At 54.0% G+C, this 21,337-nt stretch carries 16 protein-coding genes; 2 read left to right on the top strand and 14 right to left on the bottom strand.

Annotated features, from left to right (window positions below):
* Nucleotides 1–16 precede the first annotated feature (16 nt).
* The 3 genes from ACT3RW_RS04805 to ACT3RW_RS04795 all read right to left on the bottom strand — a co-directional run bounded on the left by ACT3RW_RS04805 (nucleotide 17) and on the right by ACT3RW_RS04795 (nucleotide 3,817).
* Nucleotides 17–1,366, bottom strand: coding sequence for a M50 family metallopeptidase (locus ACT3RW_RS04805; RefSeq protein ID WP_444613001.1), 1,350 nt, complete (start codon nucleotides 1,364–1,366; stop codon nucleotides 17–19).
* Entirely contained in the window at nucleotides 1,363–2,577 is a 1,215-nt protein-coding gene (dxr, locus tag ACT3RW_RS04800) for a 1-deoxy-D-xylulose-5-phosphate reductoisomerase (RefSeq protein WP_444613000.1), read from the bottom strand. Before dxr ends, ACT3RW_RS04805 begins: the two co-directional genes overlap by 4 nt.
* Before the next feature lie 85 nt (nucleotides 2,578–2,662).
* Nucleotides 2,663–3,817 (bottom strand): acyl-CoA dehydrogenase family protein, encoded by a 1,155-nt coding sequence (locus ACT3RW_RS04795; protein WP_444612999.1) that lies wholly within the window; start codon nucleotides 3,815–3,817, stop codon nucleotides 2,663–2,665.
* Between the two features lie 242 nt (nucleotides 3,818–4,059).
* On the opposite strand from ACT3RW_RS04795, the gene ACT3RW_RS04790 reads away from it, so the two are divergent.
* Both ACT3RW_RS04790 and ACT3RW_RS04785 read left to right on the top strand, forming a co-directional pair.
* Entirely contained in the window at nucleotides 4,060–4,677 is a 618-nt protein-coding gene (locus ACT3RW_RS04790; protein ID WP_242632570.1) for a TetR/AcrR family transcriptional regulator, read from the top strand.
* Nucleotides 4,678–4,746: 69 nt separating this feature from the next.
* Nucleotides 4,747–5,208, top strand: a complete 462-nt coding sequence (locus ACT3RW_RS04785) for a GNAT family N-acetyltransferase (protein WP_131090010.1) — start codon at nucleotides 4,747–4,749, stop codon at nucleotides 5,206–5,208.
* 321 nt (nucleotides 5,209–5,529) lie between these two features.
* On the opposite strand, the gene ACT3RW_RS04780 is transcribed toward ACT3RW_RS04785, so the two are convergent.
* The 11 genes from ACT3RW_RS04780 to pdhA form a co-directional block, all read right to left on the bottom strand.
* Nucleotides 5,530–7,227 carry an ABC transporter ATP-binding protein gene (locus tag ACT3RW_RS04780; RefSeq protein WP_444612998.1) on the bottom strand — a complete coding sequence of 566 codons (1,698 nt, stop codon included), beginning with the start codon at nucleotides 7,225–7,227 and terminating at the stop codon, nucleotides 5,530–5,532.
* Complete coding sequence (locus ACT3RW_RS04775) at nucleotides 7,224–8,282, bottom strand: ABC transporter permease (protein WP_444612997.1); 1,059 nt, start codon at nucleotides 8,280–8,282, stop codon at nucleotides 7,224–7,226. Before ACT3RW_RS04775 ends, ACT3RW_RS04780 begins: the two co-directional genes overlap by 4 nt.
* Nucleotides 8,283–8,299: 17 nt before the next feature.
* Nucleotides 8,300–9,817 carry an ABC transporter permease gene (locus ACT3RW_RS04770; RefSeq protein ID WP_444612996.1) on the bottom strand — a complete coding sequence of 506 codons (1,518 nt, stop codon included), beginning with the start codon at nucleotides 9,815–9,817 and terminating at the stop codon, nucleotides 8,300–8,302.
* Nucleotides 9,818–9,956: 139 nt separating this feature from the next.
* A complete protein-coding gene (locus ACT3RW_RS04765) occupies nucleotides 9,957–11,756 on the bottom strand; it encodes an ABC transporter family substrate-binding protein (protein ID WP_444612995.1) in 1,800 nt (599 codons plus the stop codon).
* Nucleotides 11,757–12,194: 438 nt separating this feature from the next.
* Nucleotides 12,195–13,838: an ABC transporter ATP-binding protein gene (locus ACT3RW_RS04760; protein ID WP_444612994.1), complete on the bottom strand. Its 1,644-nt coding sequence runs from the start codon at nucleotides 13,836–13,838 to the stop codon at nucleotides 12,195–12,197.
* A 3-nt stretch (nucleotides 13,839–13,841) separates the two neighbouring features.
* Nucleotides 13,842–14,864 (bottom strand): ABC transporter permease, encoded by a 1,023-nt coding sequence (locus ACT3RW_RS04755; protein WP_131090016.1) that lies wholly within the window; start codon nucleotides 14,862–14,864, stop codon nucleotides 13,842–13,844.
* On the bottom strand, nucleotides 14,857–15,783 hold the full coding sequence (locus ACT3RW_RS04750; protein WP_131090017.1) for an ABC transporter permease: 927 nt from the start codon (nucleotides 15,781–15,783) through the stop codon (nucleotides 14,857–14,859). Before ACT3RW_RS04750 ends, ACT3RW_RS04755 begins: the two co-directional genes overlap by 8 nt.
* Nucleotides 15,784–15,972: 189 nt before the next feature.
* Nucleotides 15,973–17,604 (bottom strand): peptide ABC transporter substrate-binding protein, encoded by a 1,632-nt coding sequence (locus ACT3RW_RS04745; protein ID WP_444612993.1) that lies wholly within the window; start codon nucleotides 17,602–17,604, stop codon nucleotides 15,973–15,975.
* Between the two features lie 196 nt (nucleotides 17,605–17,800).
* On the bottom strand, nucleotides 17,801–19,099 hold the full coding sequence (locus ACT3RW_RS04740) for a dihydrolipoamide acetyltransferase family protein (protein WP_444612992.1): 1,299 nt from the start codon (nucleotides 19,097–19,099) through the stop codon (nucleotides 17,801–17,803).
* The gene (locus tag ACT3RW_RS04735) at nucleotides 19,099–20,100 is read right to left on the bottom strand and encodes an alpha-ketoacid dehydrogenase subunit beta (RefSeq protein ID WP_444612991.1); all 1,002 of its coding nucleotides are present in this window, start codon (nucleotides 20,098–20,100) and stop codon (nucleotides 19,099–19,101) included. The genes ACT3RW_RS04740 and ACT3RW_RS04735 overlap by 1 nt, the downstream gene beginning before the upstream one ends.
* A 2-nt stretch (nucleotides 20,101–20,102) precedes the next feature.
* Entirely contained in the window at nucleotides 20,103–21,218 is a 1,116-nt protein-coding gene (gene pdhA, locus ACT3RW_RS04730) for a pyruvate dehydrogenase (acetyl-transferring) E1 component subunit alpha (RefSeq protein WP_444612990.1), read from the bottom strand.
* Nucleotides 21,219–21,337: the final 119 nt, after the last annotated feature.

Below are 21,337 nucleotides of genomic sequence, written 5' to 3'. Positions count from 1 at the left end.
CCTTAATTCTTGTCGCCTAGAACAGTTGTATTGGCTTAAAAATATCTGCATATATTAAGAGGCCGCCCATAACCAGCATGGCTACTACGACAACGTAGGTCAGTGGCAGGAGCTTGACTGTGTCCACCGGCTTCACGTTTTTCAGTTTGAAGATCCGAGCAAAGAGCCGTTTGATGCCATCGTAAAGCGCGCCAACTACGTGACCGCCGTCCAAGGGCAAGAGTGGAATGAGGTTGAATGCGAATAATGCAAGGTTCAGTCCCCCGACCAAGGACAGCAGGGTCGCGAACTTGTCCCCCACGGAAATGGAGTCTTCTGCACTGATTTCTCCGGCGATCCGACCGACGCCAACAATAGAGACCGGCCCATTCGGATCTCGCTCGCTACTACCAAAGGCAGCCTGAGCCACATCAACCATGCGCTGAGGCAAATGCAGGATTACGTCTCCGATGGTCAGAAGCTGATTACCAATCACTCCTGGCACCGAGCTCAATGGCTTTGTCATGTCCTTTTGTAAGGAACTCATTCCGACAAATCCAACCTTGGTCATGATGGTCTGGCCCTGATCATCTGTGAGCGCATAGCCGTTTTCATCGGTGGCAGGACGGTCAGTCAGATACGGCGTCATCGTGGTGGAGTGGCTACTGCCATCACGCTGGTAGTCCAACGTAATCGACTTTCCCGGGTTGTCTCTAATGACGTCGGTGAGCTCGTACCATTCGCCTTCTTTGACGGCATTGCCGTTGACGGCGGTAATGGTGTCACCAGGTCGGAGCCCCGCGGCATAGGCCGGCGCCTGCTCATCCTTATCGGTGCACTGCTTTTGATCCGCATCCTGCGCGGTGGAAATGCACTGGTAAACCTCGGAAACGGTGGTGCTGGGAGTTGCTTGGCCGAAGCTGGTGAGCACGACGGCAATGACCACAAAACCAATGATCAGGTTCATCAGTGGCCCACCAAGCATGATGATTACCCGCTTGTAGACCGGCAACTGGTAGAACAGGCGACCTTCGTCGCTGGGCAACACATTTTCATTCGCTTGTGAGCGAGCGTCGTCAACCATCTGGCCGAAAACCTTTTGGAACAGGTTCGGTTTTTTCTCCGGCTGCCCATCAACTGTTTTGGCTCGTGGTGGGTACATGCCCACCATGGAAATATAGCCACCCAAAGGCAGGGCCTTGATCCCATACTGAGTCTCGCCACGTTTGAACGAGATCAGAGTTTTGCCGAAGCCAATCATGTACTGCGGTACACGCAGTTTGAAAAGTTTCGCAGGAACAAGGTGACCGATTTCGTGTAGCGCAATGGACAGGCCAACGGCCACGACCATAAAGAGGATGCCTCCTATGAACAGGATGACGCTCATGCTTTGGATCCCACGATCTTCGTTGCATGGGCACGGGCCCAACGGTCGGTTTCAAGAACGGTTTCAACGCTGAGCTCAGCGTTGATTGGCGTGTAGTTATCTAGGACACACTCAATGGTCTCAACGATGTCGGTGAACTGAATTTGTCCTTCATGGAATGCATCAACGGCAACTTCGTTTGCTGCGTTGTAAACGGCCATGTGAGTTCCCGAGGCCGCGGCGGCTTGCTTAGCAAGTTTCACCGCGAAGAATACGTCTTCGTCCAGGGGCTCAAAGGCCCAGCTAGCCGCCTTGGAGAAATCGCATGGTGTGGCGGCCCCGGCAACGCGGTGTGGCCAGTTGATGCCCAGAGCAATAGGCAGGCGCATGTCTGGTGGCGAGGCTTGCGCAATCACCGATCCGTCAATGAACTCCACCATGGAGTGAATGATTGACTGGCGGTGTACCACTGGCTCGATTTTCTCCAGTGGAACATCAAAGAGCAGGTGAGCTTCGATGACTTCCAGCGCCTTATTGACCATGGTCGCCGAGTTAGTGGTCACCATGCGACCCATGTCCCAGGTGGGGTGAGCCAACGCCTGGGCCGGAGTCACGTCACGCAATTGGTCATAGGTGTAGCCAAAGAATGGTCCACCAGATGCGGTGACCAATAACTTTGCAACTTCGTCAGGAGTACCCGAACGCAAAGCTTGCGCCAGCGCCGAGTGCTCAGAATCAACTGGCGATATCTGGCCCGGGGCAGCAATTTGCTTGACTACTTGGCCACCGATAATCAGCGACTCTTTATTCGCCAGGGCCAGTAAGTGGCCAGCTTCCAAAGCTGCAATCGTTGGCGCTAAGCCGATAGCTCCAGTGATGCCGTTGAGCACCACGTCGGCTTCGCTGAACCCAGCAATGGTGGTCGCCGCACCTTCTCCGGCCACCAGTTCTGGTTCATAGCCGGTAACCGAAGCATCAGCAGCAGCCCGCTTGATCGCGGAGGCAAGATCATCGGTTGATTCCGACGCACAGCCGACAATTGCCGGGCGGAACTTCACCGCTTGCTGGGCTAGCAGATCCAAATTGTAGCCACCGGACAAGGCTGCCACAGAGAAGTTTTCTGGCGCCTTACTAATGACGTCTAGACCTTGAGTGCCGATGGAACCGGTAGAACCGATCAAGCTGACCCGGCGAGGATGCCCGGTTGGTACGAAAGTTTTTTGGGAGCTCACTCAACCATTATGGTTCGTTTAACTGTGAGCGCCCAAAGAGCGCCACACGTTGTGTTTAACGTGCAGCGCTCTGCCGGTCTAGGGACTACAGGCCCAGACTGCGAGCAATGAGCATTTGCTGTACTTGCGTGGTGCCTTCGCCGATCTCCAAAATCTTGGAATCGCGGTAGTGCCGTGCGACGAGGGATTCATTCATGAACCCGTATCCTCCAAAGATCTGGGTCGCATCGCGCGCGTTATCCATGGCAGCCTCGCTAGCAATAAGTTTGGCGTGAGCAGCTTCGATCTTGAAGTCTTTTCCGGCCAGCATCTTGGCTGCGGCCGCGTAGTAGGCCAGTCGCGCGGTGTGTGCTCGGGATGCCATCCGAGCAATCATGAACGAAATGCCTTGATTCTTGCCGATAGCGGTACCAAAGGTTGTTCGGGTCTTGGCGTATTTCACTGCCTCGTCCAAACATCCTTGCGCCGCCCCAGTAGCAAGGGCGGCAATAGCGATGCGCCCCTCATCCAGGATTTCCAAGAAGTAGGCATAGCCGCGTCCTCGTCCGCCCAAGAGGTTTTCTTCTGGGACACGTGCGTCATTAAAACTCAGTGGGTGGGTGTCGCTGGCGCGCCAACCAACTTTGTCGTAGGCCTTCTCTACAGTAAATCCTTCGGTTCCGGTGGGCACGATAATTGCAGAAATTTCTTTTCTACCTGTTGCCTCATCCACCCCGGTTACTGCCGTGGCCGTGACGTGAGAGGTGATCTCAGTTCCGGAGTTGGTAATAAATTCTTTGGCCCCGTTGATAACCCATTGACCATTTTCCAGTGATGCTTTGGTTAGCGCCGCCGAGGCGTCAGAGCCTGCGCCCGGTTCAGTGAGTCCGAACCCTGCAAGACGCTGTCCGGTGGCAAGTGGTTCAAGCCAACGTTGCTTCTGCTCTTGGCTGCCGAACCGATATATGGGCATAGCCCCTAAAGAGACTCCAGCCTCTAAAGTGATGGCCACCGATTGGTCAACCTTGCCCAGTTCTTCGAGTGCCAAAGCCAGATGGAAGTAATCTCCACCAGAGCCACCGAACTCTTCAGAAATCGGTAATCCAAAAAGCCCCATTTGTCCCATTTGTTTAACAACGTCATAAGGGAAAGCATGATTGGCGTCGTTTTCAGCGCTCTGTGGAGCAACGACTTCTTGGGCAAATTCGCGGACCATGTCTACCAGGTCTTGGTACTGGTCATCGAGTTCGAGGTTGATCATCAGACTCTCTCTTCGTTGAGGAACTAACGCACGCGATACGCAGAATGTTTGACGAGCCCAGTGATGATCGTTTGTTGCGATCAGCGAGCATATGTCTTGGAAGCACACTGCGCGACGCGTATGGTTAATACTTGTTAACTGATTGCCGCCTACTGGTCGGTAAACAGCTTCATTTTTGACAGTAGTGGCACGCGTCACACTTGTCCAGAGTTCGGCGTAGCAGTCGTAAGGAGATGATGGTGATGGCGAGCAGATATCAAGCCCTCAATGAACCAACTGACCGCGAACGCGCCAAGGCCGAGCGACGAGAAGCCCTACTGCGCGAAGCCACCAGACTGTTTGCCCAGCACGGTTACGCAGGAGTCTCTCTAGAAGATCTCGGTGCTGCCTGCGGGATCTCAGGCCCGGCGGTTTACCGTCATTTCGCGGGAAAACAAGCCGTATTAATTGCGCTCTTGGTAGACATGTCAAAGGACATCTACGACGGCGGACAAAAGGCCTGCGAAGCTGGCGGCACAGCCTTGGAAGTGCTCTCCCGCCTAGTTGATTTCCACACCGATTTTTCGCTGTCTCGCCCGGACATTCTTCAGGTTCAAGACCGCGATCTGAAATCCTTGCCGGCGGCGGAATTGGCCTTGGTGCGCAAGCTCCAAAACTCGTATATCGCGTTATGGACCAATGAACTTGCCAAGCTGCATCCGACTGGTTCCAAGCAATCTCACCGCTTCCGGGCCCATGCCGTATTTGGACTGTTAAACTCGACAGCCCACTCAGCTCACTCTCCGAGAACTAAAAAGTCTGGTCTTAAGCCACTTTTGTCTAATATGGCTCTCGCTGCGCTCACATCCCCGGTAGTGTAGTTCCCAAGCCAATGTTCCGCAGCGTTCCGAAAACGGCATGCTGACCTACCCGATTGAAAGGCCTTTATCGTGCAGCTACGTGAAGTCCGCCCTTCCGACTTGGACGCATTCTTTGCTCACCAGCAAGAACCCGAGGCCAACCTCATGGCCGCTTATCAGGCGCGTAATCCAGCCGACCGCGCGGTATTCGACCACCACTGGAACTCGATCTTGAATGATCCAAGTGTTCTAGTACGCACCATTGAAGACGACGGTGACGTCGTCGGGTCAATCTTGGTATTTGACGGCGAAACTCCAGAAATCAATTTCTGGACTTCCACTAAGTACTGGGGCAAGGGAATCACCACCAGCGCGGTGGATGCCTTCCTCGCTGAGTACACCAAGCGTCCACTGACCGCACATGTGGTTCAGGACAATCTGGGATCCATCAAGGTACTTGAGCGCCGCGGCTTTAAGACCGTTGGCACTGAGCAGATCTTCTCGAACGCTCGTGCCGAGGTTGTCACCGAAAACGTTATGCAGCTGGACTAAAACTACAGTCCAAAAATAGCCGTTTAATAGATGAGGAGCTGGCCCACTAGGGCCAGCTCCTCATCTATTCACCATCAATCAGAACCGAGGATCGTAGTCCCCTTTGCCTCGGTCTATATCTTTGCGTGCCTTGCGCAACGCTCTTGATGTGGGCGGGTCACGGTCATCTAAGTCATCCGCCGTTTTATCCAAGCCTCTGAAGGCGCCGATGATAAATGAAAACGCACAGCACCGTTAGCGTTGCGTCGGACCTTCGGTACTCGAAAACCACTCAAGGAGCCAGATGTTCTCCGGCTCCTTGAGTGGTTTTTCTGGTACTACCTATCGTGCGTTGTTCAGCAAACGCCACGCTTCGCGACGTTCTGTCTGAGCATGCGGATCAGGCACAGGCGCGGCAGCCAAGAGGCGCTTGGTGTAGTCGTGAGTTGGCGAGTGCAGCACGGTGTTGACCATGCCTTGTTCCACGGCCTTACCGGACTGCATAACAACTACCGCGTCGGCAAGCATGTCCACCACGGCCAAGTCGTGGCTGACAAAGAGGCAAGCGAAGTTGAAGTCGCGCTGCAAGTCCTGAAGCATTTCGAGTACCAGGGCCTGAACGGAAACGTCCAGTGCACTGGTTGGCTCATCAGCGATCAGCAGTTCAGGATTCAGAGTCAGCGCGCGAGCAATACATATACGCTGACGCTGTCCACCGGAGAGCTCATGAGGGTAACGGTTGATCACGTTGCGTGGAAGCTTTACCGCATCGAGTAGTTCCTGCGCTCGCTTAATACGAGAAGCTTTGGTGCCTACCTTGTGAACTACCATCGGCTCGGTGATGCAATCGCCAATTGGGAAACGAGGGTTCAGCGAGGCAGCCGGATCCTGGAAGATCACACCGATCGATTTGCGAACCGCACGAGCTTCCTTTGGTGAAAGCTTCGGAAGGTTGTGCCCCTTGACCGACAGGGTTCCTTCGGCCACTGGTAGCAAACCGAGCACTGCCTTAGCGATGGTCGACTTACCTGATCCGGACTCCCCCACAATGCCCAAGACTTCGCCCTTGGCAATATCAAAGCTCACGTTTTCCACGGCACGGAAAATAGTTCCACGCATGTCATATTCGAGAACAAGATCTTTGGCTTCCAATACCAGTTCACGACCCGGAGGAGCCGTAGCGGTACTGTGTGGAGCATGCTCAGCGATATCAATCGGAGCCGACAGTCGCGGCACTGCCGCCAGCAAACGCTGCGTGTACTCATGCTGCGGATGTAGCAAAACTTGATCAACTGAACCGGTCTCAACCAAGTTTCCTTGGAACATCACGGCGACTTCATCAGCCATATCTGCCACCACACCCATGTTGTGGGTAATGAGCAAGATACCGGTATTCAGACGGTCCTTGAGTTCGCGTAGCAGATCCAAGATTTCGGCCTGCACGGTTACGTCCAGTGCGGTGGTTGGCTCATCCGCGATGATCACCTTCGGATCACAAGAGATGGCCATGGCGATCACGATGCGCTGGCGCTGTCCACCGGAGAACTGGTGTGGGTATTGCTTGACGCGCTTTTCAGGTTCAGGAATGCCGACCAAACGCAGCAGCTCAATGGCTCTGTCGGTTGCTTCCTTGCCATAGGCAATGTCGTGCAGTTCCAGTGCTTCGGTGAGCTGGCGTTCAATGGTGAGCACCGGGTTCAGCGCCGTCATTGGTTCCTGGAATACCATGGCGATGTCGGTGGCCCGCATCTTGCGGAGCTTGCTTTCTTCTAAGCCGACCACATTGACGGTACCGACCTTGGCCGAACCTTCAACGATTGCGTTACTGGGTAGCAAACCCATCGCAGCCGTTGAGGTAACCGACTTACCAGAACCAGATTCACCGACTAATGCGACGACCTGTCCTGGACGAACCGTCAGCGACAATCCCTTAACTGCATGAACGTCTGATCCGGAGGTCTCAAAGGTGACGTTGAGGTCTTTAAAACTCAGTGCGTATCCGCTTGAGTCCTGTTCGTTTATTGGCGCTGCATGGCTCATGGCTTGTCCTTGCGGGTTGGCATAGCAAATAGTCCGGCACGGCGACGGCGTTTCTTACCGGTTTGGCGTGGGTCAAAGGCATCTCGCATTCCGTCCCCGAGGAAGTTGACGGCTAGTGCGATCACCACGATGATCATGCCAGGCCACCAGAACAGCCATGGACGGGTCAAGAAGGCATTTTGGTACTGGCTAATGAGCAGTCCAAGTGACGACTCCGGTGGCTGTACGCCAAACCCAAGGAAGGACAGCGACGATTCGAGCAAAATGGCGCCAGCGATGGCGAAGGTCGCGTTCACAACGATCACACCGACGGTGTTTGGTAGCAAGTGTTTTGCGATCACACGGCTGGTTTTTGAGCCCATGGCTTGTGCCGCCGCGACGTATTCGCGTTCGCGAAGGCTGAGGATCTCACCACGAACAAGTCGAGCGAGTCCGGTCCAAGTGACCAAGCCCAGTACGAGCGCTAGGGTGATGATCGACCCTGAGCCGTGGCCTGCCATTTGGCCCAAAACAGCGGCCAGAACCAACAGTGGAATCACGATGAAGAGGTCGGTGATGCGCATAAGCACTTCATCAACCCACCCGCGGAAGTATCCGGCCACAGCTCCGATAACTGCGCCAAGGAAAGTGGCAACGAGCCCGACCACAAGGCCGATAATGATTGATTTCTGGGTGCCGTTCATGACCAAAGCAAAGTAGTCTTTGCCGACCGAGTCCTGGCCGAAAGGATGATCGCCAATCCGAATTCCCGAACCGCCCAGCCATGTTGGCAATAGCGACAATGATGGCTTACCGCCATTGATCACGGAACCAGCATCTAGGTAGCTCTGTTTCCACCAGCCGGGAATCGGGCCGATACCAATGGAGGTAAAGGCGATTACGGTGATTAGCACCAGCGTCACTGCGGAGATCATGGCTGGCTTATGTTTGAGGAATCGCTCAAAAATGATCCGCGATTGGCTCTTCGATTGTTCGGTCGAAGCAGCAAGCTTCGCGTCCTCCACCTCAGCAATTGAGGTGAGGTTCTCTGGAGTCTTGTCGTTTATATTACTCATCGGTAGTCCTTATTTCCTTAGACCCGGATCCGCGGATCAAGCAGCGCGTAAACTATGTCGGCGAGCAGATTGAAGAGGACCGCAGCGGTACCCGTAACTAGGAAGAATGCCATCACTGGTGCAGGGTCGACGGCGTGTAGGCCGGTGCTGAACATATCGCCCATTCCCTTCCAGCCAAAGACCGTCTCGGTAACTACCGCACCACCAATGAGGCCTGCAAAGTCGAAGGCCGCGATAGTGGCAATCGGGATCAGTGCGTTGCGGAATGCGTGGCGGAAAATTACGGTTCGTTCGCTCAATCCCTTGGAACGCGCGGTACGGATGTAATCCTGCTGCTGTACTTCAAGCATCGACGAACGGGTGTACCTGGAATAACTTGCCAATGAAATGATCGCTAGCACGATCGTTGGCAACAAAAGCTGAGTTGCATTGTCTAGGAAGGAATCCCAGTACCCGCCGCCAAGGTTGGCCGTGGAAGATCCGATAGTTCCGATCGGACGTCCTTTCAGCTCAAGGAATCCAGGCCATGCGCGGAAGATATGATCCACGACGGTAAGGGTAGCGCCGACAAAACCAACCAGCATGGATACGCCGGCAGCAGTTTTGGAAAGGCGTCCACCCATGAACTTGCCGATTACTCCCGGGACAGCCACGGCCAGAATCGCGCCAATAATCAAGATCCAGGTATTCGCATCTTTGAGTAGCCAGAAGGTTGCGTAGTACAGAGCTGCTACGAGAGCAACGGTGACCAAAGCCGGGTAAAGAATTTTCTTCTCTTTTAGACCACCGGTCATTGCGGTTGCAGAGAGCGCAAGAAGCAGGGTGAGGATCACGATGATCGCTGGACCCATTTGCGGATAGCGGTAGAAGTTCAACCAAACACTGTATTGCAGGAGCAATGGAACGAAGATGGCGGTGATTAGAAAAGTTACTCCGCGCCGTTTGAGCGAACCGGCCAAGAGCATCTGCAAGATCAAGCCAACAACGACACCAATGAGGATACTTCTACCCAAAGATATTTCAGGGTTTTCCAACCAGTTGTTGTAGCCAATTGCCATGTACTCCTTGAGCAGAACGGCAGCCCAGAATACTGGCAAAGAGAAGAATAGGAAGGTCAAGAACGTGATGATGTAGTCAAGTCCAGAGTACTGACGAACGGCCGTAATCACGCCGATCGCGATACCAAGAATCGCAGCGATGAATGTCGCCAAAAGTACCAAGCGCAAAGTCGAAGATGCTGCATTGGCCAAAAGCCCGCTGACTTCAACGCCGTTGATATTTCTGCCTAGATCGCACGAGCCGACAACGCATTTGCCGACCCCTCCTAGCCAGGAAATGTACCTCAGGTACCAAGGCTGATCAAGGTTCAAATAATCGGAGCGCTGTTGCATCAGGTATTCGCGATTTTCTGCGTTGCTCTCACGCAGGTCGGCCAACGGATCGCCGGCGTTGATTACCAGCACGTAGAGCAACAGAGAAGCTCCGAACAGCACGCCTACGGCGGAACCTAATCTCTTGAGAATGAACTTCAACACGGTTCTAATGTCCTCTTTCTATTCACCTATTTGCGTAGACGCCATCCGGTGCTGATGGTTGACGCACCGCGGGGCCCGATATCGATCGGACCCCGCGGGCGCTCACAGTTGGTGTTTGCTGTTGGTATGCCGTTGCGGCTTACTCAGCGCGGGACCACTGTTCAGCGTTCCAAACAATGCCACCCTGCGTGGCTGTGTGTCGGACGTTCTGGACATCTGAACCCGAAGCGCTCAGGCCAGGGTGGGCGAATACTGGGATTCCGTAAAGGTCATCCCACAACAGCTTTTCAATCTTCTTGGTCTGTTCAGCGTGAACTGCAGGGTCCAAGGAGGTTGCAAGCGTGGTCCAAGCTTTATCCACCTCTGGGTTTGAGTACTTGCCGTAGTTCTGTGGCTTGCCCGTTGCGTAGATGTTCTGACCGGAAGTAATCTGGCCCGAACCAGCCCAAGCGAACAGTGCTACTTCGTAGTCACCGCGTTCCTGGGTTCCGCCTGGTGCGAAGAATTTAGCATCGCCTGCATCTTCGACCTTGAATCCAGCCTTGTCACAGGAAGACTTGATCGCTGCGACCTCGTTGGTGCGGCGTTCGTTAGGGGCCGAGTAACCGATGCGAATCTTGGTTCCTACAGCGTCCTCAGATTCCAAGATCTTCTTGGCGCCTTCAATGTCTACCTGGTCATAACGGCCATCGTAAGCAGCGTCCACAGTCTCTTGGTAGTTTTCCTGGAATGGGAAGACTTCGCGTGCATTCATGACCTGAGCCTCTGGGTTCAGCGGCTTGATCAAGTTGTCAACGATTTCCTGACGAGGAACGCACATTGCGAATGCCTTACGCAGTTCCAAGTTGGTCATTTCATTGCCCTTGGCAAAGTTGAAGTCCAAGTGCTCCCAAGTTAGAGTGTCACCCTTTTGGATGTTGACTGCACTGCCCAGTCCCTCCAACTGCGCCAAGGTATCTACCGTTGGCTGAGGAGCGATGACGTCAACATCTTTGTTCTGCAGAGCCTGGACCATGCCGGTGTCTGCCAAGAAGCGGAAGGTCAGGTTCTTGGTGGCTGCCGGGGTACCGTAGTAGTTCTCATTGGCAGTCAAGGTGACCGACTCGCCGGCCTTCCAAGAGCCCAACTTGTATGGACCGGATACTGGCATGTCTGCCTCATCAGGCAATGTGCCTGGCTTGGTCATCCAGCCTTCGTTCCAGAACTTGGCAGCTTTCTCAAGTTTCTTGGAATCGCCGTCACGCACAGCCTTCACGAATTCTTCGGTGCTCAGGCCACCCTTCTTGGCAACGACGTGAGCTGGGTGCATCAGCCAGGTCTGAATCTGCCAGTCCGGATCTGGGTTCTTGAAGGTTACGGTGAATTCCTTGCTGTCCGCGGCCCCTTCAGGACCCTTAGGAACAGTGTCACCGAGGTCGGTCGAAACCGAGGAGAACAGTGGCTTGTCCTTTGAACCGGTGTTGAGGTTCAGGTTCTGCATCGCCCAAGCCATCACTGCATCAGCAGTCGTGATCGGAGTGCCATCGGACCACTTCGCGTTGTCATTGATGGTGTACTTGATGGTCAGTGGATCATCGCTGACCTTCTCGTAGGAGCCGAGGTCGGTGTTTGGGTAGACCTTGCCGTCAGTACCCATGTAGTAGAAACCAGCGAACAAACGGTCAGTGATGCCCGAGTTGTAGGTGGAGTAAGTCTGCGGGGTGTAGCCGTTGTAGCTAATGAATTCAGGAGCGCCAATGGTGGTCTTGATTTCATCATCTTTGGTGGTGATGTCACCCAAGTCCGCGAGGCCCGAGTTCTCGGCCTCGACTCCACCATTCGAGCCAGGACTCTTGCTGGCATCGCTAGTAGCGTCGCCGCCGCCTGGTGCACAAGCCGACAGTGCTAGGGCTAGAGCAGCGCCTACTGCTACTGCTTTCGAAACGCGTTGAATCCGCATTTCGCCTCCTTGAATTCGTGATGATACGAGTTGTGAATCGGTGCGATTCGTTGTGGACCAAATCACATGATCAATCCATTGAGCAATACACTAACCTGAATTTTCTGGCTTGGATAGAGAAAGATTCGCTTCACATCTCCCCCGACGCCACGTTCCTGCGACCGATTCGCAACGCGCTTGTTACGCATCAGTACAAGCGACCTACGCCACATCCGCGAGATTTCAAGGGTTTCTTTCACATTGAGAAAAACCAATCAGAACAACCGTGTTACCAGTATGTTTCACGGATGGTTTTATAACAGTTTTGCAACGTTTGCTTCAGGTTGAAAAAATCTGAAATATTCGTTGAATATGACGAAGTGTGGTCCTTTGGTTAAGCCAGAAGGGCCGTTGAAACCTTTCGGTTTCAACGGCCCTTCTGGCTGCAGGTGACGCTAATTAGATCAGCGATGCACCTGGAATAGCACCCAACAGGTTGCGGGTGTACTGGCTTTTAGGAGCGGCGAAGATCTGGTCGGCAGTTCCCTGCTCAACGATCTTTCCTCGTTCCATAACGCAAACGTTGTCGGCAATCTGACGGACGACAGCCAAGTCGTGGGTAATGAACAAGTAGGTCAATCCCATTTCTCGCTGCAGCTCATCAAGAAGGTCCAGAACCTGCGCCTGAACCAGAACGTCCAACGCAGACACTGCCTCATCACAAACGATCATCTCTGGCTGCAAAGCCAGTGCGCGGGCGATAGCAATACGCTGTCGCTGACCGCCGGAGAGTTCATTCGGGAATCGGTGCATGGTCGAAGCCGGCATCGAGACCTGATCAAGCAGTTCTTCAACCTTGTTCTGTCGAGAAGCCGCATTGCCGATTCCGTGGATTCGCAATGGCTCTTCGATGGTTCGGAAGATCGAGTACATCGGGTCCAAAGATCCGTAAGGATCCTGGAAGATCGGCTGTACACGGCGGCGGTACTTGAACAATTTCTTCTCGCTCAAGTTACCAATCTGCTCACCATCAAAGGTGATCTCACCGCTGGTCTTATCCAGCAAGTTGAGCACCATTTGCGCAATCGTGGACTTGCCCGAACCGGACTCGCCCACCACGGCAGTTGTGGTGCCCTTGGGGATTTCGAAGGAAACGTTGTCCACCGCGGTGAACTTTTCCTTGCGCCCGAAGCCCTTGCGGATGTCGAATACCTTGGTCAGGTTGCTGATCTTCAGCAGCGGTTCAGCCTTACCCGGCACGATCTCGTCAATGATAGCTTCGTGCTTGTCGCCACGCTGTGCGGATAAGGAAGGAGCTGAGCTGATAAGACGCTTTGTGTAAGGGTGCTGTGGGTTGCGCAGGATGTCCAAGGCAGGGCCGTACTCAACGACCTGACCCTTGTACATCACGACAACTTTTTCAGCACGCTCAGCGGCCAAACCAAGATCGTGAGTGATCAGCAGAACCGCGGTGCCCAGTTCACTGGTCATCGTGTCTAGGTGATCCAAGATCTGCTGTTGAACGGTCACGTCCAGCGCACTGGTTGGCTCATCAGCAATCAGCAAACGTGGGCGGCAAGCCAGCCCGATAGCAATCAGCGCACGCTGGCGCATACCACCTGAGAATTCGTGAGGATACTGTCCTGCACGAGCCTCTGGGTTAGGTAACCCAGCATCAGCCAGGATCTGGGTTACACGCTGCTTGGGGTTATCCCCCGCCAGACCGTTGGCCTTCAGCGTTTCCTTGACCTGGAAACCAATTTTCCACACAGGGTTCAGGTTGGACATTGGATCCTGTGGAACCATGCCAATGTGATTTCCGCGCAGTTCAACAAATCGCTTTTCACTGGCATGCGAAATGTCTTCGCCGTCAAAGAGAATCTGACCCGAGGAGACAGAACCATTGCCGGCCAATAGACCGATGGCAGCAAGTGCTGAAGTGGATTTACCGGAACCGGATTCGCCCACGATGGCCACGGTCTCGCCTGGCATCACCGTGAAGTTTGCATCGCGTACCGCGTGTACTGGTCCATCAGGGGTGGAGAAGGTAATCGCCAAGTCCTTGATTTCCAGCAACGGCTTAGGTGTTGCAGTTTCAGTCATAGTCTAGGCTCCCTTCCGGGCCTTGGGATCCAGTGCGTCACGCACTGCGTCACCGAGCATGATGAAGCTCAAAACTGTCACGGAAAGGAACAGTGCTGGCCACATCAACATCATTGGGTTGCTACGAAGTTGCTGCTGTGCCAGGGAAATGTCGTTACCCCAGCTCATTACTTCGCCCGGCAAACCGACACCCAAGAAGGACAGCGTCGCTTCAGCCACGATGTACACACCCAAGTTCACGGTGGCGACAACAATAATTGGAGCCAGCGAGTTCGGCAGCACGTGCTTGACCAACGACTTAAACCTCGACAGGCCAAGTGCGCGTGAAGCTTTCACATAGTCAGCATCTCGCGCTTCGATAACTGCACCACGAGTGATTCGAGCCAGCTGTGGCCAACCGAAGATTGCTAGCGTAACGATAACCGTCCACACACTGCGATGTTCGCGGAATGCAGGAAGCTGCATAACGATGATTGCACCAAGGATCAGTGGCAGAGCGAAGAAGATATCGCCCAGACGAGCCAAGATGGCGTCGATCCATCCACCGTAGAATCCGGCAAGGGCGCCGAGTGCACCGCCGACGATGACAACGATGAGTGTGGTGAAGACACCAACAAGCAGCGAAGCACGCGTTCCGTAAATAACTCGCGCGTAAACGTCACAACCCTGCAGGTTGAAGCCCATGAAGTGGCCCGGACGCCCAGGCTCATTGGAGTTTTCAAGCTGACAAGCGTTTTGACCGTTGGGGTCAATCGAGGTGAACAAGTGCGGGAATGCCGCGACCACAATGACTGCAAGGATCAGGATCGCTGAAATGATAAACAGCGGTTGCTTGCGCAATGAACGCCAAGCTTCGGCCCACATGGACAGCGGCTTGCCGGTTTCCTTTACCGAGTCAACTGCCTGTAACGGAGTTTCCTCTAGCGGAGCAACAAAGTGCTCGATCTTGTACTTAGAAACCTTTCCGGCGCGAGGCGTGCTAATTTGCAGGCCGTCTTCCGGATTAAAGTTTTGGTTCTCAGGCATAACGGATCCTTGGGTCAAGCAGTGCGTAAAGCATATCCACAACCAGGTTGGCGACGACAAAGACGATCACCAAAACACCGACGACTGCAACGACGGTCGGCGTTTCACCCTTTTGGATTGCTTGGTAGAGCAAGTGTCCAACACCGGGGACATTAAAGATGCCCTCGGTGACAATCGCGCCACCCATCAGTGAACCCAAGTCGGCTCCCAAGAAGGTAACCACTGGGATCAACGAGTTACGCAGGATGTGTACTGTAATAACGCGTCGACGGCTCAAGCCCTTGGCGGTTGCGGTCCGTACGAAGTCGGCGCTCTTGTTCTCAATTACCGAGGTACGAGTCAATCGAACTACGTAGGCTAGCGATACCAGGCCGAGCACTAGTGCTGGGAGGAATAGCTCTCCCCATGTCGCGGCACCGGAAACCGTTGGTTTTACCAAATCAAGTTTCACGCCGACAACAAACTGAAGCACGAAGCCCAAAACGAAGGTTGGCACAGCGATCACGATCAGTGAGGCAACCAAGATGGTCGAGTCGAACCACTTGCCTTTACGCATACCTGCGATAACACCGAAAATGATGCCGAAGACGCTTTCAATCAGCAGGGCAAGAATTGCCAGGCGTGCGGTCACAGGGAAAGCACGGCCCAAGAGGGCGGAAACTTCCTGGCCTGAGAACGAGGTTCCGAGGTCGAAGGTCACCAAATTCTTCAAGTACAACCCGTACTGAACCCAGAAAGGCTTGTCCAAGTTGTACTGGGCTTCCAGCGCAGCGCGAGTCGCATCAGACATCGGCTTGCCACCGGATAGTGCATCAATCGGGTTGCCAGGTGTGGCAAATACCAAGAAGTACACGAGCAAGGTTGCTCCGATGAAGACCGGAATCAGCTGCGCGATTCTTTTCAGCATGAAACTTAACATGCGTGCATCTCACCTCGAGATGCCGGAGGGCACTTGGCCATTATTTCCCTCTTTCCGTCGCTAATTAGCGCGACGTTTATTTTTGGGAGGCAGATCAACACGCCAAAGGGAGACCCATGAATATCCGGGTCTCCCTTGACATGCATTTCAGCGAATTTCAGACTTGACCAGTCCGAAAGCTGAAATTACTTACTTACCAGTGATTTCGTTGTAGATTGGAACACCGTTCCAACCGAACTCAACGTTGGAAACATTAGTGCTCCATCCACCCTGAACTGCTTGGTACCACAGTGGGATGACAGGCATATCCTTGAACAGGATTTCCTGGGACTCGTTGAAGATCTTTGCACCCTCAGCTGGGTCAGTCGCCGCCAAGCCCTCAGAGAGCTTCTCGTCGAATTCCTTGCTGGAGTACTTGCCATCGTTCGAGCCTGCATCGGTACCAAATAGTGGGCCGAGGAAGTTGTAGAGCGATGGGTAGTCGGCCTGCCAGCCGGTGCGGAAGCTACCGGACATGTCGTAGGTCGTTACCTTGGCGCGCAGTTCCTTGAGGGAGCTGAAGGACTGGGCGGTTGCCTTGATACCAAGGTTGTTCTTGAGCTGGTTGACTACAGCTTCAACAAATTCCTTGTTACCGGCACCGTCAACGTTGTAGCCAACGCTGAATTCCTTGTCTGCATCCCACTTGCTGATCTTGTCGGCTTCAGCCCAAAGCTTCTTGGCTTCGTCACCGTTGAATTCCAGCACGTCGCTGCCTGGCAGATCATCGCTGTAGCCTTCAAGCACAGGCGCGGTGAAGTCCTTAGCGATGGACTTGCCACCCTGGTAGACCTTGTCGATGATCAGCTGACGGTCAATTGCCTTGGAGATCGCGGCACGACGCAGCTTACCTTCTTCATCTTCCTTGAAGTGATCAAGGTAGCTTGGGATGGTGATGGTTGCGTTACCTGCGTATGGCGAGTTGACTGAGTTTTCACCCAGGTCATCCTGGTAGGAAGCGAGCTGTCCTGGAGGAATCTGATCCAGTACGTCCAAGTTGTTGGACTGCAGATCCGAGTAGGCCGAGTCAGTGGACTGGTAGACCTTGAAATCAATGCCACCGTTTGCAGCCTTGCGAGGACCGTCATACTTCTCGTTGATGTCCATCTTCAGGTTGACGTCGTGGTTCCATTCGGTCAGCTTGTATGGACCGTTGCCGACTGGCTTTTCGCCGAAGGCCTTTGGATCCTTGAATGCTGCTTCTGGCAACGGCATGAAGGCGGTGTAGCCCAGACGCAGTGGGAAGTCAGATTCAGGCTGGGAAAGCTTGACGGTGAAGGTAGTGTCATCAACTACCTTCAGACCTTCCATCTTGTCTTCCTTGGACTTCTCAGCACTTACCTTGTCGTAGCCCTTGATGGACTCGAAGAAGTAGGAGTTCAGCTGAGCGTTCTTGGCTGCGGCACCGAAGTTCCAAGCATCCACGAACGAAGCAGCAGTTACTGGAGAGCCGTCAGAGAAGGTCTGGCCAGACTTGATCTTGATGGTGTAGTTCTGGGAGTCCTTGGACTCAATGGACTCAGCGAGTTCATTGACAGGGGCACCCTTTGCGTCATAGCTGACCAAGCCCGTGAAGAGCAGGTCCATGACACGACCGCCACCAACTTCGTTGGTATTGGCAGGTAGAAGACCGTTCTGCGGCTCTGTGGTGTTAGCGGTGACGACGTATGAACCGTCCCCATCACCGCTGGCGGTGTCACTTGAACCGCCTCCACAAGCCGACAGGGTCAGTGCCAAGGCTGCTGAAAGAACGACAGCCTTAGATGCGTGCGAGTATCGCATCCTATTTCTCCTCAACATAAGGTTGCTGCTTCTGCATTTCGCAGAGCCGTGCGCGCAAGCGTGAGCTGTAGCACGTAGTGAATGAGATTACATCAAAAATTGCGAAACAACCAATGAATATTCATGAAAGCGATGCTTGAAATCGGTTTAGTCATTCCGTCAAAGATATTCTGTCCGGGTCAACATAACTTGAATGTCAAATAAAAATGTTCATCATTCCGGGGTCATGTAAAACTGATCCGACACCTGCGAGGAACTCGCTTGCTTCCTTGCCGTCAACCACCCTGTGATCAAAGGACAAAGCCAAAGTCATGGTATGGCGAAGCGCTACTTCGTCTTGGTATTCCCAAGGCCGACGCTTCACTTGGCCTAATGCCAAAATTCCAGCCTGCCCTGGGGGAAGAATTGGTGTTCCAGCGTCAACGCCGAACACTCCAACGTTGGTAATGGAGAAGGTGCCACCAGAAAGTTGAGCCGGAGACAATGTTCCGGACCGACCTTGATCGATGAGCTCACTCAGCCCGGTAGCCAATTGAACCAGCGGCATCGCCTGAGCCTCCTTGATTACCGGCACCAACAGGCCGCGGTCACTGGCGACAGCCATGCCAAGATTTACCGATCCGAATTCAACGATTTCATCAGCTTGTTCGTCCCACGTTGAGTTCAATGCCCGATAGGTCCCTAGCAAGCGAGTGACAACCAAGGCAGTGAGCGTAGTGATGTTGAGTTTGACGTCTTTCGTCAACCGGTGGGCCCGCATATCTTCAACCAAAGCCAACGATTCGGTGACATCAATGGTCAGGAACTCCGTGGCATGCGGAGCAGTGAAGGCAGAACTCACCATGGCCTTAGCGGTAGCTCTACGCACTGCGGTGATTTTTACGTGCCTATCCCCCGCGTGCGCGTCCACCTTCGGTTGAGCAACCGAAGAATCACTGACCGAGCCAGAAGCATCAATGGCCTGTTGAACATCACGCCGAAGCACCAGCCCATCTTCGCCGCTTCCAGCAAGCACCGAAATATCGACCCCGTGATCACGGGCAAGCTTTCGCACCGGGGGTGTACAACGAGTCACGGTGCGCTGATTACTCCCATGATCCACCACAACAGAAGTTGCCTGCCGAGAGTTACGGGTTTTGCGTTGCGGTCGAGCACCGGTAGCAGCGGGGGCACCATAACCCACAAGAGTCGGGGTGCGTTCGGCTCCGGAAGCATCTTGTGGTGATTGTTGTTGCGGTGAATCCTTAGCTGGTGCTTCGTCGCCAAAAGTCACTAGCGGGCCACCGACTTGAACAACTTCTCCTTGGGACGCATGAATCTGTTGGACCACTCCGGCAAACGGTGAAGGCAACTCCACCACTGCTTTAGCGGTTTCCACCTCGGCAATGACCTGATTTAGGCTCACTTGCTCGCCGACCTTGATCTTCCAGTTCAAGACCTCGGATTCAGTCAGCCCCTCTCCCAGATCTGGCAGTTTAAAAGTTTGATTGCTCATCACTGGGCAGCTCCTTCGGTGGCTTCGTGGTGGGCCATGACCGTATCTACCGCGTGTAGCACTCGGTCTAGATCCGGCAAATGATGGCTCTCTAGTCGCGAGGGTGGATAGGGAACGTCAAATCCGGTCACACGCAAGGGCGCGTGCTCCAAGTAATCAAAACAACGCTCGGTGATCTCGGCACAAATCTCGGCACCCAACCCCGCGGTCCGACTGGCCTCGTGAACCACAACCAGCTTTCCGGTGCGCTGGACCGACTGAGCGATGGTGTCGAAATCCAACGGATCTAAACTGCGCAGATCAATGACTTCTAGGCTGGTACCTTCGTCCTCGGCCGCTAGGGCAGCATCGATCAAGGTATAGGTGGTTGGCCCATAGCCGACCATCGTCACGTCATTTCCTTCTCGAACCACTCTTGCCTTAGGTGAAGAATCCGGCTCTGGCTCAATGAGTTCAGCGTCAGACTTTTCGTGATAGCGGCGTTTAGGTTCAAAGAAGATCACCGGGTCATCGCAAGTGATGGCCTGGCGCAGCATTGTGTAGGCATCCTCCACACTGGAAGGTGCAAATACTCGCAGTCCCGCGGTGTGAGCAAAGTACGCTTCCGGTGATTCCGAGTGGTGCTCCGGAGATCCGATGCCACCACCGTAAGGAATACGGACAGTGACCGGCATTTTCACCCGTCCGCGCGAACGGTAATGCAGCTTAGCCAGCTGCGAAACCAACTGGTCAAAAGCCGGGTAAGTGAAGCCATCAAATTGGATCTCCACCACCGGGCGGTAGCCACGGTAGGCCAGACCAATGGCAGTTCCGACAATTCCTGATTCGGCCAGCGGAGTGTCGACCACTCGGTGCTCACCAAATTCGGACTTTAGCCCATCGGTGACACGAAAAACGCCCCCCAAGGTTCCGATGTCTTCACCGAGCAAGATAACTTTTTCATCTTCGCTGAGCGCATCGTGTAGCGACTTATTTAGCGCTTTGAGCATAGTTGTTGCCATGATTATTCACCACCTGAAAAGTCAGCAAGATAATCCAAATATTCTTTAGCTGCCCGCTGCGTCGGTTCATGCTTCTCTGCATAAACATTGGAGAACAGCTCTTGGACCTTTGGATCTTCCATGGTGGTGATTGCGGCACGTAACTGAGCTGCCATGTCATCGGCGGCGTTCTGCGCACGCTGCTCATAAGACTGAACATCTGCACCCATTTGATGCAGGTACTTCACCAAGCGATCGATAGGATCCTTGGCTTTCCACTCTTCAAGCTGCTCGGTTTTACGGTATCGAGTTGGATCATCAGCGGTGGTGTGAGAACCCATTCGGTAGGTAACAGCCTCAATGAACGTTGGACCAAGTCCATGTCGGGCGTGGGCCAGAGCCGCCTTTGTTGCCGCATACACGGCCAGAATGTCATTGCCGTCCACCCGCCAGGTTTTTAGCCCGAAGCCATGGGCACGGTCAGCAATCTGGGTACGGCTTTGTAAGGCGACGGGCTCTGAGATGGCCCATTGGTTGTTCTGGCAGAAGAAGAGGACCGGCGCCTGGTAGCTGGTCGCAAAAATCATCGCCTCATTAACGTCACCCTGACTGGTGGCGCCATCGCCAAAGTAAGCCACGGAAACTTGCTTGCCGCCATCAAACTTGATGCCCATCCCGTACCCAGCAGCGTGTAGCGCCTGGGAACCTATGACAATCTGTTGGCAAGCAATATTTACTTCGTTCGGATCCCAGCCACTGGCTTGGGCTCCGCGCCAAACGCTTAGTAGGTCTTCTGCTTTCACTCCCCTAGCCCACGCGACTCCGTGTTCGCGGTACGAGGGAAAGATAAAGTCGTCGTCTTCGGTGGCGCGCACCGAACCAATTTGTGCGGCTTCTTGGCCGAGCAACGGAGCCCACAGGCCCAGTTGACCTTGGCGTTGCAGGGCGGTGGCCTCATTGTCCATCCGTCGCAGCACCACCATGTCTCGCAAGAAATCGGCAAGGTCCGCTTCTTTGAGGTCCTTGAGGTGGTGGTCTAGTTCTTCGTCCGGAATTCGTTTCCCGTCGACGTTCAGCAGCTGATGCGTTGGTAGGCATCCGGCGGCTACGTCCATGTGCTGTGTGGACACGATCGGCATCCTTACTTTCACGTAGTCGTTGGCGAGATTCCTGGTCGAACCCCGCTAAATGTGATGCTACTCACGTAACGCAAGACGCACAATGGTCAGCGGAAAATTAGCGCAAACGCCCTATTTAT

Origin of the sequence: Glutamicibacter sp. AOP5-A2-18, assembly GCF_052446055.1 — a bacterium.
Taxonomy (GTDB): domain Bacteria; phylum Actinomycetota; class Actinomycetes; order Actinomycetales; family Micrococcaceae; genus Glutamicibacter.
The sequence above is the reverse complement of the archived record's forward strand: the minus strand, read 5'-3'. Positions and strand labels throughout refer to the sequence as shown.

Coding starts and splice junctions, on each gene's coding strand:
- ACT3RW_RS04805 (WP_444613001.1), bottom strand. CDS start 1,366: ATGAGCGTCATCCTGTTCATAGGAGGCATCCTCTTTATGGTCGTGGCC.
- ACT3RW_RS04795 (WP_444612999.1), bottom strand. CDS start 3,817: ATGATCAACCTCGAACTCGATGACCAGTACCAAGACCTGGTAGACATG.
- ACT3RW_RS04790 (WP_242632570.1), top strand. CDS start 4,060: ATGGCGAGCAGATATCAAGCCCTCAATGAACCAACTGACCGCGAACGC.
- ACT3RW_RS04780 (WP_444612998.1), bottom strand. CDS start 7,227: ATGAGCCATGCAGCGCCAATAAACGAACAGGACTCAAGCGGATACGCA.
- ACT3RW_RS04775 (WP_444612997.1), bottom strand. CDS start 8,282: ATGAGTAATATAAACGACAAGACTCCAGAGAACCTCACCTCAATTGCT.
- ACT3RW_RS04765 (WP_444612995.1), bottom strand. CDS start 11,756: ATGCGGATTCAACGCGTTTCGAAAGCAGTAGCAGTAGGCGCTGCTCTA.
- ACT3RW_RS04760 (WP_444612994.1), bottom strand. CDS start 13,838: ATGACTGAAACTGCAACACCTAAGCCGTTGCTGGAAATCAAGGACTTG.
- ACT3RW_RS04755 (WP_131090016.1), bottom strand. CDS start 14,864: ATGCCTGAGAACCAAAACTTTAATCCGGAAGACGGCCTGCAAATTAGC.
- ACT3RW_RS04750 (WP_131090017.1), bottom strand. CDS start 15,783: ATGTTAAGTTTCATGCTGAAAAGAATCGCGCAGCTGATTCCGGTCTTC.
- ACT3RW_RS04745 (WP_444612993.1), bottom strand. CDS start 17,604: ATGCGATACTCGCACGCATCTAAGGCTGTCGTTCTTTCAGCAGCCTTG.
- ACT3RW_RS04740 (WP_444612992.1), bottom strand. CDS start 19,099: ATGAGCAATCAAACTTTTAAACTGCCAGATCTGGGAGAGGGGCTGACT.
- ACT3RW_RS04735 (WP_444612991.1), bottom strand. CDS start 20,100: ATGGCAACAACTATGCTCAAAGCGCTAAATAAGTCGCTACACGATGCG.
- pdhA (WP_444612990.1), bottom strand. CDS start 21,218: ATGCCGATCGTGTCCACACAGCACATGGACGTAGCCGCCGGATGCCTA.